At 48.1% G+C, this 18,524-nt stretch carries 18 protein-coding genes; 12 read left to right on the forward strand and 6 right to left on the reverse strand.

Translation table 11 applies throughout. The features are described from left to right. Window positions 1–56 precede the first annotated feature (56 nt). Window positions 57–803: a scaffolding protein MipA gene (gene mipA, locus FEK46_RS21100; RefSeq protein ID WP_135559500.1), complete on the forward strand. Its 747-nt coding sequence runs from the start codon at window positions 57–59 to the stop codon at window positions 801–803. Between the two features lie 89 nt (window positions 804–892). Next, window positions 893–1,747 carry an aldo/keto reductase gene (locus tag FEK46_RS21105; protein ID WP_135410032.1) on the forward strand — a complete coding sequence of 285 codons (855 nt, stop codon included), beginning with the start codon at window positions 893–895 and terminating at the stop codon, window positions 1,745–1,747. Between the two features lie 48 nt (window positions 1,748–1,795). On the opposite strand, the gene FEK46_RS21110 is transcribed toward FEK46_RS21105, so the two are convergent. Next, window positions 1,796–2,680, reverse strand: coding sequence for a D-hexose-6-phosphate mutarotase (locus FEK46_RS21110; protein WP_135559501.1), 885 nt, complete (start codon window positions 2,678–2,680; stop codon window positions 1,796–1,798). Between the two features lie 83 nt (window positions 2,681–2,763). After that, window positions 2,764–3,759 (reverse strand): glyceraldehyde-3-phosphate dehydrogenase, encoded by a 996-nt coding sequence (gene gapA, locus FEK46_RS21115; protein WP_000153502.1) that lies wholly within the window; start codon window positions 3,757–3,759, stop codon window positions 2,764–2,766. A 341-nt stretch (window positions 3,760–4,100) separates the two neighbouring features. Here gapA and msrB point away from each other — a divergent pair, with 341 nt between their 5' ends. From msrB to FEK46_RS21165, 10 genes are all read left to right on the forward strand, one after another. Further along, window positions 4,101–4,514, forward strand: a complete 414-nt coding sequence (msrB, locus tag FEK46_RS21120; protein ID WP_135559502.1) for a peptide-methionine (R)-S-oxide reductase MsrB — start codon at window positions 4,101–4,103, stop codon at window positions 4,512–4,514. A 41-nt stretch (window positions 4,515–4,555) separates the two neighbouring features. After that, a complete protein-coding gene (locus FEK46_RS21125; protein ID WP_130208380.1) occupies window positions 4,556–4,828 on the forward strand; it encodes a YeaC family protein in 273 nt (90 codons plus the stop codon). Window positions 4,829–5,187: 359 nt separating this feature from the next. After that, a complete protein-coding gene (locus FEK46_RS21130) occupies window positions 5,188–6,264 on the forward strand; it encodes a zinc-binding dehydrogenase (protein WP_135559503.1) in 1,077 nt (358 codons plus the stop codon). 26 nt (window positions 6,265–6,290) lie between these two features. Continuing rightward, window positions 6,291–7,670, forward strand: coding sequence for an MFS transporter (locus FEK46_RS21135; RefSeq protein ID WP_135559504.1), 1,380 nt, complete (start codon window positions 6,291–6,293; stop codon window positions 7,668–7,670). Between the two features lie 16 nt (window positions 7,671–7,686). Next, window positions 7,687–8,730 (forward strand): NAD(P)-dependent alcohol dehydrogenase, encoded by a 1,044-nt coding sequence (locus tag FEK46_RS21140; protein WP_131161150.1) that lies wholly within the window; start codon window positions 7,687–7,689, stop codon window positions 8,728–8,730. 20 nt (window positions 8,731–8,750) lie between these two features. Then, window positions 8,751–9,587 carry a ketose-bisphosphate aldolase gene (locus FEK46_RS21145; protein WP_130223455.1) on the forward strand — a complete coding sequence of 279 codons (837 nt, stop codon included), beginning with the start codon at window positions 8,751–8,753 and terminating at the stop codon, window positions 9,585–9,587. A gap of 4 nt (window positions 9,588–9,591) precedes the next feature. Then, window positions 9,592–10,539 (forward strand): sugar kinase, encoded by a 948-nt coding sequence (locus tag FEK46_RS21150; RefSeq protein WP_135559505.1) that lies wholly within the window; start codon window positions 9,592–9,594, stop codon window positions 10,537–10,539. Between the two features lie 9 nt (window positions 10,540–10,548). Beyond that, on the forward strand, window positions 10,549–11,529 hold the full coding sequence (gene ydjG, locus FEK46_RS21155) for an NADH-dependent methylglyoxal reductase (RefSeq protein WP_135559506.1): 981 nt from the start codon (window positions 10,549–10,551) through the stop codon (window positions 11,527–11,529). 136 nt (window positions 11,530–11,665) lie between these two features. Further along, on the forward strand, window positions 11,666–12,424 hold the full coding sequence (locus tag FEK46_RS21160; protein WP_130257697.1) for a DeoR/GlpR family DNA-binding transcription regulator: 759 nt from the start codon (window positions 11,666–11,668) through the stop codon (window positions 12,422–12,424). A gap of 119 nt (window positions 12,425–12,543) precedes the next feature. Next, on the forward strand, window positions 12,544–13,902 hold the full coding sequence (locus tag FEK46_RS21165) for an MFS transporter (protein WP_130259874.1): 1,359 nt from the start codon (window positions 12,544–12,546) through the stop codon (window positions 13,900–13,902). Between the two features lie 99 nt (window positions 13,903–14,001). Here the strand turns inward: FEK46_RS21165 and pncA are convergent, their stop codons facing one another. The 4 genes from pncA to sppA all read right to left on the reverse strand — a co-directional run bounded on the left by pncA (window position 14,002) and on the right by sppA (window position 18,484). Continuing rightward, window positions 14,002–14,643 (reverse strand): bifunctional nicotinamidase/pyrazinamidase, encoded by a 642-nt coding sequence (gene pncA / locus FEK46_RS21170; RefSeq protein WP_131161153.1) that lies wholly within the window; start codon window positions 14,641–14,643, stop codon window positions 14,002–14,004. A gap of 10 nt (window positions 14,644–14,653) precedes the next feature. Next, window positions 14,654–15,670, reverse strand: coding sequence for an asparaginase (gene ansA / locus FEK46_RS21175; protein ID WP_130208360.1), 1,017 nt, complete (start codon window positions 15,668–15,670; stop codon window positions 14,654–14,656). A 131-nt stretch (window positions 15,671–15,801) separates the two neighbouring features. After that, window positions 15,802–16,512 (reverse strand): SIMPL domain-containing protein, encoded by a 711-nt coding sequence (locus tag FEK46_RS21180; RefSeq protein WP_130208358.1) that lies wholly within the window; start codon window positions 16,510–16,512, stop codon window positions 15,802–15,804. Window positions 16,513–16,627: 115 nt separating this feature from the next. Continuing rightward, window positions 16,628–18,484 (reverse strand): signal peptide peptidase SppA, encoded by a 1,857-nt coding sequence (gene sppA, locus FEK46_RS21185; protein WP_135559507.1) that lies wholly within the window; start codon window positions 18,482–18,484, stop codon window positions 16,628–16,630. Between the last annotated feature and the right edge of the window lie 40 nt (window positions 18,485–18,524).

The following is an 18,524-nucleotide window of genomic DNA, read 5'->3' on the forward strand; positions in this document are numbered from 1 at the left end:
GTATTGACGGGTAAACTTTGTCGCCCGCTAAACATTTGTTTAAGGAATAATTAATTGTGACCAAACTCAAACTTCTGGCACTTGGAGTGCTTATCGCAACGTCTGCAGGCGTAGCACACGCTGAAGGTAATTTTTCCCTGGGCGCAGGCGTAGGTGTCGTTGAACACCCTTATAAAGATTACGATACCGATGTTTACCCAGTACCAGTAATCAACTACGAAGGCGAAAACTTCTGGTTCCGTGGCTTAGGTGGTGGTTACTACCTGTGGAATGATGCAACGGATAAACTTTCGATTACCGCTTACTGGTCGCCGCTCTACTTCAAAGCCAAAGACAGTGGCGATCACCAAATGCGTCACCTGGATGACCGTAAGAGCACCATGATGGCAGGTCTGTCTTACGCTCACTTTACCCAGTATGGTTACCTGCGTACCACCCTGGCTGGCGATACCCTGGATAACAGCAACGGCATTGTCTGGGATACTGCCTGGTTATACCGTTACACCAATGGTGGTCTGACTCTGACCCCGGGTATCGGTGTTCAGTGGAACAGCGAAAACCATAACGAATACTATTATGGCGTATCGCGTAAAGAGTCCGCTCGCAGCGGCCTGCGTGGCTATAACCCGAATGACAGCTGGAGCCCGTATCTGGAGCTGAGCGCCAGCTACAACTTCCTCGGCGACTGGAACGTTTATGGCACCGCGCGCTATACCCGCCTGTCTGACGAAGTTACCGACAGCCCGATGGTGGATAAATCCTGGACTGGCCTGATTTCTACCGGGATCACCTACAAATTCTGATAATGCATCTTTCCAGGGCATTTTGTGCATAAAAACAGGGCGTAATGCCCTGTTTTGCATTACGGTGGTGCAAAAACTGGGAGGAAGCGATGCAACAGAAAACGATTCAATTTAGTGGCGATGTCTCACTGCCAGCCATAGGGCAGGGAACATGGTATATGGGCGAAGAGGTCAGTCAGCGTAAAACCGAAGTTGATGCACTGCGTGCGGGCATTGATCTTGGTTTAACTCTCATTGATACCGCTGAAATGTATGCCGAAGGCGGTGCCGAAAAGATGGTTGGTGAAGCATTATCCGGCCTGCGTGATAAGGTTTTCCTCGTCTCCAAAGTCTATCCGTGGAATGCCGGCGGGCAAAAAGCCATTAACGCTTGCGAAGCCAGTTTACGTCGTCTCAATACCGATTATCTCGATCTCTACTTATTGCACTGGTCTGGCAGTTTCGCTTTTGAAGAGACTGTTGCGGCAATGGAAAAACTGATCGCCCAGGGCAAAATTCGTCGCTGGGGCGTTTCTAATCTTGATTATGCCGACATGCAGGAACTCTGGCAGGTGCCAGGGGGAAATCAGTGTGCTACCAATCAGGTGCTTTATCATCTCGGTTCGCGCGGTATTGAATATGATCTGCTACCCTGGTGTCAGCAACAACATATGCCAGTGATGGCATACAGTCCATTGGCGCAGGCCGGGCGCTTACGTAATGGCTTGCTAAAAAACGCAGTGGTCAACGAAATTGCTCATGCTCACAATGTCACTGCGGCGCAAGTTCTGCTGGCGTGGGTGATCAGCCATCAGGGCGTGATGGCGATTCCGAAAGCGGCAACTGTCGCACATGTCCAACAAAATGCGGCAGTGTTGGAATTGACGCTTTCAGGGGAAGAACTGGCGATGCTGGAAAAAGCGTACCCGGCACCAAAAGGAAAAACTGCGCTGGATATGGTGTGATTTGCTGCAAGGCCGGATGCATGCATCCGGCACAGTGACTAACGCAAATTAACGTTTGGCAACGCGAATGGATTGCGCCAGATGTGAAGGTTTCTCTTTGGTGACTTTTTGAGTTTCTGAGGCGTAAGCTGTTTCTACACAAACAAATGTTTTGTAGCCATCATCCGGCATATCGCCCATGCTGACAGAAAGCGCCGGTCCTGGGTTCCAGCCAACGACGTTCAGATGATGCTGGTGGCCTACGGCGATAATACGATTTAACGCCTCGTCATTAATCACACTGCAATCCTGGGCATTCAGATACACGCGGTCGGTACGATCCGGGAATGTCTGGACCCCGTCAGTTAGTGCACCTTCTTTTGCATCATTCACTTTATCAATGTAGCGATCGCCCAGACCACTGACGCTCACCCCGGCAATATCGCCAACATTAAAGTAGGTATGTAGGGCAGAGGTGGTTTCAAATTCGCCATGTGATTCAAGATCGATTTCACAGGTTTTACCCACGCGGAAATGCGCTAACAGCGTAAAGTCGTGCGGCCAGAATTTTTTCGTCTCTTCGCTTTGTGTCAATTCGAAAGTCAGCGCCACGCCATCGGCATCTTCACTATGTGATTTCAGTGTCCACGGCAGGTTACGGGCAAAACCGTGCGCAGGCAGACCTTGTTGTGCAGCCGGACCAAACCACGGCCAGCAAACCGGTACGCCGCCGCGAATGGCGACACCATTTTTAAACGGGGTATTGTTGCTCAACCACAGAACTTCTTCCTCAGCCGCAGGTTTCCACGAGAGAAGATGAGCGCCCTGTAATGCAAAAGAGGCTTTTACCTGGGGATGATCGACCACAATAAGGTCCAGTTCATCCAGTTTACGACGGGAGAGGACAGGGGTAATTTGTTCGATGACCGGAAGGGCAAAAATTTTCTTAATCATGACGCAGTCCTTTAACTTCATTTCATCAGGTAAAAAAAAGAGCGACCGAAGTCGCTCTTTATAGATCACAGTATCATCTCAACTTATTTGGAGATGTGAGCGATCAGGTCCAGAACTTTGTTGGAGTAACCGGTTTCGTTGTCGTACCAGGATACCAGTTTCACGAAGTTGTCGTTCAGAGCGATACCAGCTTTAGCATCGAACACGGAAGTGCAAACTTCGCCGTTGAAATCGGTAGATACTACGTCATCTTCGGTGTAGCCCAGAACGCCTTTCATTTCGCCTTCAGCAGCAGCTTTAACGGCAGCTTTGATCTGCTCGTAAGTTGCAGCTTTTTCCAGACGAACGGTCAGGTCAACTACGGATACGTTCGGAGTCGGAACGCGGAACGCCATACCAGTCAGTTTGCCATTCAGTTCTGGCAGTACTTTACCTACAGCTTTAGCAGCACCGGTAGAGGACGGGATGATGTTCTGAGAAGCGCCACGGCCGCCGCGCCAGTCTTTGTGAGACGGGCCGTCAACGGTTTTCTGAGTAGCGGTGGTAGCGTGAACGGTGGTCATCAGACCTTCGATGATACCGAAGTTATCGTTGATAACTTTAGCCAGCGGAGCCAGGCAGTTGGTGGTGCAGGAAGCGTTGGAAACGATGTCCTGGCCAGCATATTTGTCGAAGTTAGCGCCTTTAACAAACATCGGAGTGTTGTCTTTAGACGGACCAGTCATAACCACTTTTTTCGCACCAGCGGTGATGTGTTTACGAGCAGTTTCGTCAGTCAGGAACAGACCAGTTGCTTCAGCGACAACGTCAACACCAACTTCGTCCCATTTCAGGTTAGCCGGATCACGTTCAGCGGTAACACGGATTTTTTTACCGTTAACGATCAGATGACCGTCTTTCACTTCAACGGTGCCGTCGAAACGACCGTGAGTGGAGTCATATTTCAGCATGTATGCCATGTAATCAGCGTCTAACAGGTCGTTGATTGCAACGATCTCGATGTCAGAACGTTTCTGAGCAGCACGGAAAACAATGCGACCGATACGGCCAAAACCGTTGATACCTACTTTGATAGTCATATATTCCACCAGCTATTTGTTAGTGAATAAAAGGTTGCCTGTAAAATTACAAAAACCTTACGCAGCGTCAAGCGGAATCGTGTCAATCATTGCGACAAATCAATCCTCTGCCTAAGCATTACGCGACTGACTTGCCTCACTCTTCCTTTGTGCCTGAAACCACATGAGGGCGGCGCCGAGAATTTTAAAGGGCAATTATGATAAAAATGTGATTTTCATCACGATTTGGGCGCTGCCATTTCGCTCAGATCAAGTTTAGGACAAATTTTTGCCGGTTGGTGTTAATGTTTTGTTAGAATTGGTCGCGTAATGTGAGCGTGATTAAAGTGAGATGTGAGCAAATGGCTAACAAACCTTCGGCAGACGAACTGAAAAACAAATTGTCCGAGATGCAGTTTTACGTGACACAGAATCACGGGACGGAGCCGCCATTTACTGGCCGTTTACTGCACAATAAGCGTGACGGCCTTTACCACTGTTTGATCTGCGATGCCCCTCTGTTTCACTCCCAGTCTAAATATGATTCAGGTTGTGGCTGGCCGAGCTTCTACGAACCAGTGAGTGAAGAATCAATTCGTTATATCAAAGACTTGTCACATGGAATGCAGCGCATCGAGATTCGTTGCGGTAACTGTGATGCCCATCTTGGACATGTCTTTCCTGATGGGCCGCAGCCCACAGGCGAACGTTATTGTGTTAACTCAGCCTCTTTACGTTTCACTGATGGTGAAAATGGCGAAGAAATCAACGGTTGAAAAAACGATTCAGCAACTTATTCCACAGGAGCGGAAAAATCATGAATCTTGATGAAATGATCAACAGCATGACGCCTGAGGTTTATCAGCGTTTATCGACCGCTGTTGAACTGGGAAAATGGCCAGATGGCGTTGCGCTGACCGAACAACAAAAAGAGAACTGCCTGCAACTGGTCATGCTTTGGCAAGCTCGAAACAATACCGACGCGCAGCATATGACCATCGACACCAACGGTCAGATGGTGATGAAGAGCAAGCAGCAACTGAAAGAAGATTTTGGTATTACGGCGAAGCCAATTGCTATGTTTAAGTGATGGAGTTATCCCCTTTACAGGTAATTAATAAAGGGGATTGCCTGAAATTAATTGTCCAATCCCTCGTCGATTTCGTTTGTAGCTTTAAACCTTTCCGGAGCTTCACGTTTGTATTAACCCCCTGAATTTTTCATCCCTGAATCCTTTCTTTCGTAAGTAGGGATCACTGCTGAATTTCCCTCTTTTGCGTACCGCCTTCCATCAATCTGTAACCCATTCTCAGGTTTTCTGCGTATTTGTGATCTAAGTTGTAAATCGCAGATCAATATCTGTGTTTTAAAGATTTAATGTTGACCTCAAAAATCATGTGGGTAAGTATGATGGTCATCTAAGCAAAACAAAACACAAAGGATGACGCAATGAAAGCACTGGCTCGGTTTGGCAAGGCCTTTGGCGGCTACAAGATGATTAATGTCCCACAGCCCATTTGTGGTCCGGAAGATGTGGTGATTGAAATTAAAGCCGCAGCTATCTGTGGCGCAGACATGAAACACTACAACGTTGATAGCGGTTCTGATGAGTTTAACTCTATCCGCGGCCATGAGTTCGCAGGTTGTATTGCGCAGGTTGGTGAAAAAGTCAAAGACTGGAAAGTGGGGCAACGCGTCGTGTCGGATAACAGCGGTCACGTTTGCGGCGTTTGTCCGGCCTGTGAACAAGGTGATTTTCTGTGTTGTACAGAAAAAGTAAACCTTGGTCTGGATAACAATACCTGGGGCGGTGGTTTTTCCAAATATTGTCTGGTTCCTGGTGAAATTCTCAAAATTCATCGTCATGCGTTGTGGGAAATCCCTGATGGTGTTGATTATGAGGACGCAGCCGTACTTGACCCTATTTGTAATGCCTACAAATCCATCGCGCAGCAATCGAAATTCCTTCCTGGTCAGGATGTGGTCGTCATCGGCACTGGCCCACTCGGGCTGTTTTCCGTACAAATGGCGCGGATTATGGGGGCGGTAAATATCGTCGTCGTTGGTCTGCAAGAAGATGTGGCGGTCCGCTTCCCGGTTGCAAAAGAACTGGGGGCAACGGCAGTAGTAAATGGTTCTACCGAAGATGTGGTGGCGCGCTGCCAGCAAATTTGTGGCAAAGACAATTTGGGACTGGTGATTGAATGCTCCGGTGCCAATATCGCATTGAAACAAGCCATCGAAATGCTCCGCCCGAATGGGGAAGTGGTACGCGTTGGAATGGGCTTCAAACCTCTTGATTTCTCGATTAATGACATTACCGCCTGGAACAAAAGCATCATTGGACATATGGCCTATGACTCCACCTCCTGGCGTAACGCTATCCGGCTATTAGCCAGCGGTGCTATCAACGTCAAACCGATGATCACGCATCGTATTGGCCTTTCGCAATGGCGCGAAGGGTTTGATGCGATGGTCGATAAAACCGCAATCAAAGTGATCATGACTTACGACTTTGATGAATAACTACTCTCCTGAAGGAACGTTATCGCATGGAACAGATAACAAAACCGCATTGTGGTGCACGACTGGATCGCTTACCGGATTGCCGCTGGCATTCGTCAATGTTTGCCATCGTCGCGTTTGGCTTGCTTGTCTGTTGGAGTAATGCCGTTGGTGGCTTGATCCTCGCGCAGCTGAAAGAGTTGGGCTGGACAGATAATTCCACCACCGCCACATTCTCGGCAATTACGACGGCCGGAATGTTTCTCGGTGCGCTGGTGGGCGGCATTATCGGAGACAAAACCGGACGCAGAAACGCGTTCATCCTCTATGAGGCCATTCATATTGCCTCGATGGTTGTCGGTGCTTTCTCACCGAATATGGATTTCCTTATTGCCTGCCGTTTTGTGATGGGCGTTGGGTTGGGAGCTTTATTGGTTACACTGTTTGCTGGTTTCACCGAATATATGCCCGGTAGAAATCGTGGAACGTGGTCCAGTCGGGTTTCCTTTATTGGCAACTGGTCATATCCGCTCTGTTCATTGATAGCGATGGGACTCACGCCGTTGATTAGCGCAGAGTGGAACTGGCGGGTACAACTGCTCATTCCCGCAATATTGTCGCTTATCGCTACGGCGCTGGCCTGGCGCTACTTTCCTGAATCCCCGCGTTGGCTGGAATCGCGCGGACGGTATCAGGAAGCCGAGAAAGTCATGCGGAGTATAGAAGAAGGCGTCATACGCCAGACGGGTAAACCCTTACCGCCAGTGGTTATTGCTGATGACGGTAAAGCGCCACAAGCGGTGCCGTATTCTGCCTTACTGACGGGAGTATTACTAAGACGCGTTATTTTAGGTTCTTGTGTACTTATTGCCATGAACGTTGTGCAGTACACGTTAATTAACTGGTTGCCAACGATATTCATGACCCAGGAAATTAATTTAAAAGACGCCATTGTCTTAAATACTATGAGTATGTTTGGCGCGCCGTTTGGCATTTTTATTGCTATGTTGGTGATGGATAAAATTCCGCGCAAAACAATGGGTGTTGGGCTATTAATTCTGATTGCGGTGCTCGGATATATCTATTCACTGCAAACCAGTATGTTGCTCATAACGTTGATTGGTTTCTTCCTGATTACTTTCGTCTATATGTACGTTTGCTATGCCTCAGCAGTGTATGTCCCTGAGATCTGGCCGACAGAGGCCAAACTCCGTGGCTCCGGTCTGGCGAATGCGGTAGGGCGAATCAGTGGTATTGCCGCACCTTATGCCGTTGCAGTGCTGCTCAGTAGTTATGGCGTAACGGGTGTCTTTATTCTTCTGGGGGCGGTTTCAATTATTGTCGCAATTGCTATCGCCACCATTGGAATTGAAACCAAAGGTGTCTCCGTTGAAAGTTTAAGTATTGATGCAGTAGCCAATAAATAATACTGGTGGATTCAAAATGAAAAATTCAAAAGCAATATTGCAGGTGCCGGGCACAATGAAAATTATTTCAGCGGAAATACCTGTGCCTAAAGAAGATGAAGTTTTGATTAAAGTAGAATATGTCGGTATTTGTGGTTCAGATGTACATGGTTTTGAATCAGGCCCGTTTATTCCGCCTAAAGACCCAAATCAAGAAATTGGCCTTGGTCATGAATGCGCCGGGACGGTTGTGGCTGTGGGAAGCCGCGTGCGCAAATTTAAACCGGGGGATCGGGTAAATATTGAACCTGGCGTTCCTTGCGGTCACTGTCGTTACTGTCTGGAAGGCAAATATAACATCTGTCCGGACGTTGATTTTATGGCGACACAACCGAACTACCGCGGCGCATTAACGCACTATCTGTGTCATCCGGAGAGCTTTACTTACAAACTGCCCGACAATATGGACACGATGGAAGGGGCGCTGGTGGAGCCTGCGGCGGTCGGGATGCACGCCGCCATGCTGGCAGATGTTAAACCGGGTAAGAAGATAATTATTCTGGGAGCAGGTTGTATTGGTTTGATGACGTTGCAAGCGTGCAAATGCCTGGGAGCAACAGAAATTGCCGTCGTTGATGTGCTGGAAAAACGTCTGGCAATGGCGGAACAGCTTGGCGCGGCAATGGTCATCAATGGCGCTAAACAAGACACAATTGCGTGCTGTCAGCAATTTACCGAAGACATGGGCGCAGATATTGTTTTTGAAACTGCGGGTTCTGCGGTAACGGTAAAACAAGCTCCCTATCTGGTGATGCGCGGTGGAAAAATTATGATTGTCGGCACAGTACCCGGCGATTCGGCCATCAACTTTCTCAAAATCAATCGGGAAGTCACCATCCAGACGGTTTTCCGCTATGCCAACCGTTATCCGGTCACGATTGAAGCTATTTCATCAGGGCGATTCGATGTGAAATCGATGGTAACGCATATTTACGATTACCAGGATGTACAACAGGCATTTGAAGAGTCGGTTAACAACAAATGCGACATTATTAAAGGCGTTATTAAACTTAGCGATTAATTACTACGGGAGAACGGAATATGCTAGCAGATATCAGATTTTGGGAAAATGATGCTACCAATAAACATTATGCTATTGCCCATTTTAATGTATGGAATGCTGAAATGTTAATGGGGGTTATCGACGCAGCAGAAGAAGCAAAATCACCGGTTATTATTTCTTTTGGTACGGGATTTGTCGGAAATACCTCATTCGAAGATTTCTCGCATATGATGGTATCAATGGCACAAAAAGCAACGGTACCGGTAATTACCCACTGGGATCATGGCCGGAGTATGGAAATTATCCATAACGCCTGGACTCATGGAATGAACTCCTTAATGCGCGATGCATCCGCGTTTGATTTCGAAGAAAATATTCGTTTAACCAAAGAGGCTGTTGATTTCTTCCATCCGCTGGGTATTCCGGTAGAGGCGGAATTAGGGCATGTCGGTAATGAAACCGTTTATGAGGAAGCGCTGGCGGGCTATCACTATACCGATCCTGACCAGGCCGCAGAATTTGTTGAACGCACGGGCTGTGACTCATTGGCTGTCGCCATTGGCAACCAGCATGGGGTTTATACGTCAGAGCCACAATTGAACTTTGAGGTCGTCAAACGCGTGCGCGATGCCGTTTCTGTTCCGCTGGTTTTACATGGCGCATCGGGGATCAGTGATGCTGATATTAAAACCGCGATTTCATTGGGTATAGCGAAAATCAATATTCATACTGAACTGTGCCAGGCCGCAATGGTGGCAGTGAAAGAAAATCAGGATCAGCCTTTCTTGCACCTGGAGCGAGAAGTCCGTAAAGCAGTTAAAGAAAGGGCATTAGAAAAAATCAAATTATTTGGTTCAGACGGCAAGGCGGAATAATGTAATGGACAATCTTGAAGTTATATGTATAGGTGGCGCTATCGTTGATATTCCATTACAGCCGGTCAGTAAAAAAATTTTTGACGTAGATTCTTATCCGCTTGAAAGAATAGCAATGACCACGGGAGGCGATGCAATCAATGAAGCAACGATTATTTCTCGCCTGGGGCATCGCACGGCATTAATGAGCCGCATTGGTAAAGATGCCGCAGGACAATTTATTCTCGACCATTGTTGCAAAGAGAATATTGATATTCAAAGCCTGAAACAGGACGTCAGCGTAGATACCTCTATTAACGTTGGACTTGTAACGGAGGATGGCGAGCGGACATTTGTCACTAATCGCAACGGCAGTTTGTGGAAATTGAATATTAATGATGTCGACTTTGTACGGTTTTCTCAGGCAAAGTTATTATCGCTAGCAAGTATATTCAACAGTCCACTATTGGATGGTAAAGCGCTAACTGAAATTTTTACGCAAGCGAAAGCCCGGCAGATGATCATTTGTGCCGATATGATCAAGCCTCGTCTGAATGAAACACTGGATGATATTCGCGAAGCATTGCGTTATGTCGATTATCTGTTTCCAAATTTTGCCGAGGCAAAATTACTCACCGGAAAAGAGACGTTGGATGAAATTGCTGACTGCTTTCTTGAGTGCGGTGTAAAAACGGTAGTAATTAAGACGGGTAAAAACGGCTGCTTTATCAAGCGTGGTGAAATGACGATGACGGTACCAGCAGTAGCGGGAATTACGGCCATCGACACCATTGGCGCGGGCGATAACTTTGCTTCTGGTTTTATTGCGGCACTGCTGGAAGGTAAAGAGCTGCGTGAATGCGCGCGCTTTGCCAATGCAACGGCAGCTATATCGGTACTGAGTGTTGGTGCCACCACCGGTGTGAAAAACAGAAAGCTGGTCGAACAATTGCTGGAAGAATATGAAGGGTAATGAAGGCAAATGAAAATGATACCTTTAGGCACAACGGATATAACGCTTTCACGGATGGGGTTGGGGACATGGGCCATTGGCGGTGGTCCTGCATGGAATGGCGATCTCGATCGGCAAATTTGTATTGATACGATTATTGAAGCTCATCGTTGCGGTATTAACCTGATTGATACTGCGCCAGGATATAACTTTGGCAATAGTGAAGTTATTGTCGGCCAGGCGTTAAAACAATTGCCACGCGAACAAATTGTCGTCGAAACGAAATGCGGTATTGTCTGGGAACGAGAAGGCAGTTTATTCAACAAAGTCGGCGATCGTCAGTTGTACAAAAACCTCTCTCCTGAATCTATCCGCGAAGAAGTCGATGCCAGCTTGCAACGTCTCGGCATTGACTACATCGATATTTACATGACGCACTGGCAGTCGGTGCCACCTTGTTTTACGCCGATTGCAGAAACCGTAGCAGTACTTAATGAGCTGAAGGCTGAGGGAAAGATTCGTTCGATAGGCGCTGCTAATGTCGAAGCTGATCATATACGCGAATATCTGCGATATGGTGAGCTGGATATTATTCAGGCGAAATATAGCATCCTCGATCAGGCAATGGAAAACGAACTGCTGCCGCTATGTCGGGATAACGGCATTGTGGTTCAGGTCTATTCACCGTTAGAGCAGGGGCTGCTGACAGGTACCATCACTCGCGATTATATTCCAGGCGGCGCACGGGCAAATAAAGTTTGGTTCCAGCGTGAAAACATGCTCAAAGTGATTGATATGCTTGAACAGTGGCGGCCAGTTTGTGCGCGTTATCAGTGCACAATTCCTACTCTGGCGCTGGCGTGGATATTAAAACAGAGCGATTTAATCTCCATTCTTAGCGGAGCAACTGCGCCTGAACAGGTACGTGAAAATGTGGCGGCGCTGAATATCAACTTATCGGATGCAGACGCAACATTGATGAGGGAAATGGCAGAGGCCCTGGAGCGTTAACTACCCCACACGATCCACCTCTGTTTCTGTGAAAACTGTGATGAAAATCTGTGATTCAAACAGGTTATTTTGAAAGTAAACATCGCTTATGCGATAATCGCGCTAATGTGATGTAAAAAGAGACAGGGGTGTAATCGTGGCGGCAAAAGACAGGATTCAGGCAATTAAACAGATGGTTGCCAACGATAAAAAAGTAACGGTTTCGAATTTGAGCTCGATTTTTCAGGTAACCGAAGAAACTATTCGCCGCGATCTTGAGAAGCTGGAAGATGAAGGCTTTTTGACCAGAACTTATGGTGGCGCTGTTTTAAATACAGCGATGCTGACGGAAAATATCCATTTCTATAAGCGAGCTTCGTCGTTTTATGAAGAGAAGCAGCTTATTGCTCGCAAGGCGCTGCCGTTTATCGACAATAAAACCACCATGGCGGCAGATTCCAGTAGTACCGTTATGGAATTGCTCAAACTGTTGCAAGACCGTAGTGATCTGACGTTGCTAACCAACTCGGCAGAAGCTATTCATGTTCTGGCTCAGTCAGAAATTAAAGTTGTTTCAACCGGTGGGGAACTGAACAAAAACACGCTTTCTCTGCAAGGACGAATTACTAAAGAGATCATCAGTCGTTATCACGTCGATATTATGGTAATGAGTTGTAAAGGTCTTGATATTAACAGCGGCGCACTGGACTCGAACGAAGCTGAAGCGGAGATCAAAAAGACAATGATCCGCCAGGCGACAGAAGTTGCGTTATTAGTCGATCACTCCAAGTTTGATCGCAAAGCTTTTGTTCAGTTAGCTGACTTTAGTCATATTAATTACATAATAACTGATAAATCACCGGGTGCAGAATGGGAAGAGTTTTGCAAAGACAATAATATCCAGCTTGTGTGGTAGCTTAAACACACGTTGTCAATGTTATTTGTTCCAGCGCCCGTGAAATAAAATGATGATAAAAATGCGGCAAGTGAGTTTGCCGCAATTGCTACCTTTTTTAGCAAAATTCGAGGCACCAAATGGAACAATATGATCAAATTGGCGCAAGACTGGACCGCTTGCCTTTGGCCCGGTTTCATTATCGTATATTTGGCATAATCAGCTTTAGTCTGTTATTAACGGGGTTTTTAAGTTATTCAGGCAATGTTGTTTTAGCAAAGCTGGTAAGCAATGGATGGTCAAATAATTTCCTCAATGCTGCTTTTACGTCGGCATTGATGTTTGGTTATTTCATCGGTTCGCTTGCTGGTGGATTCATTGGTGATTACTGTGGACGGCGCCGGGCATTCCGCATGAACCTTCTGATTGTCGGTATTGCGGCGACAGGCGCTTCTTTCGTCCCTGATATGTACTGGCTCATCTTCTTTCGCTTCCTGATGGGGACAGGAATGGGGGCGCTGATTATGGTTGGCTATGCTTCATTTACTGAGTTTATTCCCGCTCTGGTTCGTGGAAAATGGTCCGCGCGACTCTCATTTGTCGGCAACTGGTCGCCCATGTTGTCAGCGGCGATTGGCGTTGTCGTTATCGCTTTCTTCAGTTGGCGCATAATGTTTCTGCTGGGCGGTATTGGGATAATATTAGCATGGTTACTCTCTGGTAAATATTTTATTGAGTCGCCTCGTTGGCTGGCGGGTATTGGACAATTACCGGGAGCAGAAAGGCAACTTCGTGAAGTAGAGCAGCAAATCGAAAAAGAGAAGGGTATTCATCTACCACCACTTGCTTTGAGGCAAAGCGAAAGTCGGAGTCATGAAATCAGTGGTACTTTTTGGTTGCTATTTAAAGGCGAGATGTTGCGGCGCACGTTAGTCGCGATTACGGTTTTAATTGCAATGAATATTTCGCTTTATACTATCACCGTATGGATACCTACCATATTTGTTAATTCTGGTATTGATGTTGATAAATCGATATTAATGACCGCTGTTATTATGATTGGTGCTCCGGTTGGAATATTTATAGCTGCATTAGTTATTGATCACTTTCCTCGCCGATTATTTGGTTCGTCTTTGCTTATAATTATTGCTGTGTTGGGATATATATATTCAATACAAACTACAGAATGGGCTATTTTAGGCTATGGCCTGGTGATGATCTTCTTTCTTTATATGTATGTTTGTTTCGCGTCGGCGGTGTATATCCCGGAACTTTGGCCAACCCATTTACGCCTGCGCGGCTCGGGATTTGTTAATGCAGTAGGACGAATCGTCGCGGTCTTCACTCCGTATGGCGTCGCGGCGTTATTAACGCATTATGGTTCGATAACGGTCTTTATGGTGCTTGGTGTCATGTTGGTGTTATGTGCGCTGGTCCTCTCCATTTTTGGCATCGAAACGCGAAAGGTGTCGCTGGAACGAATTTCTGGTGTGAATTGAATTTTCGCTGATTGTGTCAATTGCCAGACGCAGCTGGCGTGTTTATCTGGCCTACGATGTAATTAAGGAATTGTAGGCCAGAGATGGATCTGACTAATTTTATCCCTGCGTCTCTTCCCAGTCTGCCAGCGTGTACAATGTTGCCCCAGCGGCTGACATCTCCATAAACGCGTGCGCACTGTCCTGTGGCTGGATATTCACACCGCGACAGCCATCGGTAATCACGTTCACCTTATAACCTAACTGTAACGCGTCCAGGACGGTAAACTTCACGCAATAGTCCGTAGCCAGCCCCATAATGATCAGTTCATTGATTTCATGGTCGCGCAACCAGCCATCGAGCTCGGTTTTCTGCCGCCGCCCGTTATCAAAAAAGGCACTGTAACTGTCGACTAAAGGATTTTCGCCTTTGTGAAACACGGCATCAATCGACTTTTGCGCCAGCAGAGGGTGCAACGCTGCACCTTCGCTGTGTTGCACACAGTGATCGGGCCAGAAGGTTTGCGGTAGGCCATCAAGCTGACCCTGTGTATAAGGCTCTACACCTTGCTGGCTGGCGAAGCTGCCGTGATTGGCCGGATGCCAGTCCTGACTGGCGACGACCGCTTCACCGCGTGCTTTGCACCAACTTATCAGGGCATTAGCAACATCAACCGTGCTATCGCCTTCGGCAACAGCCAGCGCACCGCCAGCGCAGAAATCATTTTGTAAATCGACCAGTAACAGAGCGCGTTGGGGCATTACAGTCTCCTTAATCATCCGGCGTCAGTTCGCCGCGCAGGTTTTGGCTCATGGCCTTGCGAATGGTTTCGGTATCCAGTCCCTGGCTGAGCAGGTAGTGCAGTTTGGTTAGCGTGGCTTCTACGGTCATATCCGCACCGCCAATAACACCGGCATGGGCGAGGGCGTTACCGGTGGCATAACCGCCCATATTGACTTTACCGGACATGCATTGTGTCAGGTTAACCACCACAATTCCGCGATCGCTGGCTTCTTGTAATTCTTGCAGGAATGCTTTGTTTTGCGGCGCATTACCCACGCCATAAGAGCGCAGAATCAACGCCTTAACCGGTTGACGCAGGAAGTTACGTACGACGTCAGCAGAAATCCCTGGATAAATCGTCACTACGCCGATCGGCTGTGGTGTAATCGGATGAACGATCAGCTCACCAGTGCCGTGTGGGGCGGGCGGTGTATTTAAACGGCGAATATGAATACCCGCTTCCAGTAACGGTGGAAGGTTTGGTGACGCGAAGGCATCAAAACCATCGGCATGGGCTTTGGTGGTGCGGTTGCCGCGATACAGGCGATTATTAAAAAAGAGTGTGACTTCGTTGATGGGATAGTTCGCCGCAACGTACAACGCATTCAGCAAATTGATTTGTCCGTCAGAGCGTAACTCGGCTAATGGGATTTGTGACCCTGTCACAATAACCGGTTTTCCGAGGTTCTCCAGCATGAACGACAGCGCAGAGGCGGTATACGCCATCGTGTCGGTGCCGTGCAGAATGACAAAACCATCGTACTCGTCATAGTGCGCTTTAATATCTTCAGCAATATGCTGCCAGTCCTCTGGCGTCATATCAGAAGAATCCATCAGCGGCGTGTATTCATGAATGGTGAAATCCGGCATCTCCGGGCGATGGAACTCTGGCATCAGCGCCAGCTGGCGTTGTAGATGGCCCGACACCGGAATATATCCCTGCTCGGAACGCTGCATCCCGATGGTCCCGCCCGTGTAGGCAACGTAAATTGATTTCTTTTGCATGATATTGATATGAATGATACCGAAAGAGCAAAAGTATATACGTGAGGGGCAGCAAGCGCACCTGGATACTCTGTGGATATGAGAAAAGCCCGGCGGAACAGAGGGATTAGCGTTCCGCCGGAGAAAAATGGTTAATCCTGCAACGCATAGGTTACGGTCGTGACTACACGCACCGTTTTGTTAATCGCCGAGGGATCATCTTCGTCACTGCCACTGGCGAAAATCTGGAACACGCCTTGTGACGCATCGCTAATGGACCCCACCTGACTACCTGAATCCGTCGCAAACTGTAATGCTGCGTTGCGTGCATCTTTCGTTGCGGCAGCAATCATCTCCGCGCGAACTGCGCCAATACCATTAAAGCGGTAGGCGATTTTGCTATCAGCGATCGCGCCATCTGTGGCGATTTGCAGGTCGTTTAGTTTCGCGACGACTTTTTCGACAGCAGCAACGTTATGCGTTTTTATCGTAACAGACCCGTCAGCGTTATAGCGTGGCATCGTCGGATCATCTTTGAGGTAAAAGGCATCCGTTCGCTTACTTGTCCATTGACCCACGTTGATCTCTTTGTCGTTAATCCCCTGAGCGTGGAATTCGGCAACAATCTTTTTCTGCGCATCTTCAAGTTTCGGGAACAGTTCGCCAGGAACATTACCCTTAAAGTTGATAGCAATTGTTAATTCAGCCGTATCTGCGCGAACTTCTTTTTCTGAAAGCCCCCGCACGTTCACATAACGGTTGTTGGTTTTTAGATGTTTAACACCATCGCCAACAAAATAACCACAGGCGCTGATCCCCAGTCCGAGGACAATAGCGGCAATTAAAGAGGGTGCCTTATTCACTGATGACTCCATATCAGATGCTAAATGAGCAAGGGAATGTAGTGGAGAGAGGGAGTGAAAGACAGTCCGGTTCAGGAGTGTGGCCGACAACATATCGGCCACATATTTGCAGGAATTAACGCACGTTGGCGCAGGTCAGGCAAAACGCGTAACGGTTTTGCGGATCGTTAAAGGCCGCCAGCTTGTCGCTTTCGCTTTTAACGGTTGAAGCGACCGAGGCCAGCGGCGCAGGCAGCATGGCCTGGAGCGTATCTGGCAGCATTGTCCGTACTGAACCTGACATGTTGTCCATCACCTTGTCGAAGAAGGTCGGTTCATCGACGTAATATTCCAGATGCCATTGTTTCAGTTTTGCCAGTTCAGCCGCTTTGGCAACTGCATCATCGAAATCACCGAGACTATCGACCAGCCCATTCGCTTTTGCATCCTGACCGGTCCAGACATGGCCCTGGGCGATTTTATCAATCTGCTCTGGCGTCGAATTACGCGAATCAGCAACCAGCGTGATAAAGCGTTTATAGCCGTTCTCAATGCTCAATTGCATCATCTGCTGCACTTCTGGCGGCAGTGATTTAGTGATGGAAACATCTGCCAATGGTGATGTAGACACGCCATCGGTATGTACACCAATCGAATCAAGGCTGTTTTCTACAGTGGTGATCACGCCGAAGATCCCGATAGAACCGGTCAGGGTGCTCGGGTTAGCCACAATGTAATTGGCCGGCGTGGAGATCCAGTAACCACCGGATGCTGCCATACCGCCCATTGACACAACCACAGGCTTGCCAGCGGCTCTGGCAGCTGCCAGTTCAGAGCGAATCACTTCAGAAGCCGTTACGCTTCCGCCAGGGCTGTTTACGCGCAGAACGATCGCTTTCACTTTCGGATCAAGGCGAGCGTCACGGATTTGTGCCGCAGTCGTATCGCCGCCAACATTCCCCTGAGTTTCTTCGCCATCCATAATCGCGCCATTAGCGAAGACGACACCGATGCTGTCGCCGGTATCTGCCGGAGTTTTCAGTGCGTAATCGTAATAACTGATGGCGCGATAATTTTTATCAGCCTTGCTCCAGCCAAACTCTTTGGTCAGGGCTTTTTCAATTTCGGCATTCGTTGCCAGCGCGTCGACCAGTTTGTTGTCCAGCGCGTACTTCGCAGTATCGCCGCCCGTTTCGGTTAAGCCAGCAAGTAGCCCTTGCGCCCCAGGGAATACCTGCTGGGCAGAGATCTGGCGGTTAGCGGCAACGGTGTTGAGATAGTTTTGCCACAGTTCGCCAATCCAACGGCTATCGGCTTCGCGAGCCGCCGGGGACATATCATCACGAATAAACGGTTCAACGGCAGATTTATACGTACCCACGCGGAACACATGGGTGGAAACTTTCAGCTTATCCAGCAACGATTTGTAGTACAGACCGTTGGTGGCAAAACCGTGCAGATCAACCACGCCTTGCGGGGACAGCCAAATTTTGTTGGCGAAACTGGCGAGGTAATATTGCCCCTGGCTATAGTTCTCACCAATGGCATAAACCGGTTTACCGCTGTCACGAAACTCTTTCAGAGCCTTACCAATATATTGCATGGAAGGTTGATCGCCGCCCGCAAAGTTTTTCAGATCCATCACGATACCGGTGATATTCCGGTCATCTTTAGCCTGGCGAATCGTGTTCACGATATCAAACAGCGAATTTTCCTGCAGACGATCGGAACTGGCGCCAAGCAGCTGGCGGCTTAACTTACTAAACCGCTGCGAACTGTCGGGCTTATCGACGATCACGCCTGAAATATCGAGCAGTAATGCGCCACGACTGGCGGTTTCTTTGGTATCGCCACTACTGACCTGCATCCAGATCCCCACGCCAACCAGCACGAGGAAAATAAAGAACAGGTTAAGTACCATTTCACGGACAAAATTGAGCAGACGCCACGTCCATTTAAAAAATCCGGCAATAAATCGCCAAAGGGTTCGCATGTATTCTCCCAGACTAAAGGTCACACCTGTTGCAGGTGCA

Source organism: Escherichia sp. E4736 (assembly GCF_005781225.1).
Taxonomy (GTDB): domain Bacteria; phylum Pseudomonadota; class Gammaproteobacteria; order Enterobacterales; family Enterobacteriaceae; genus Escherichia.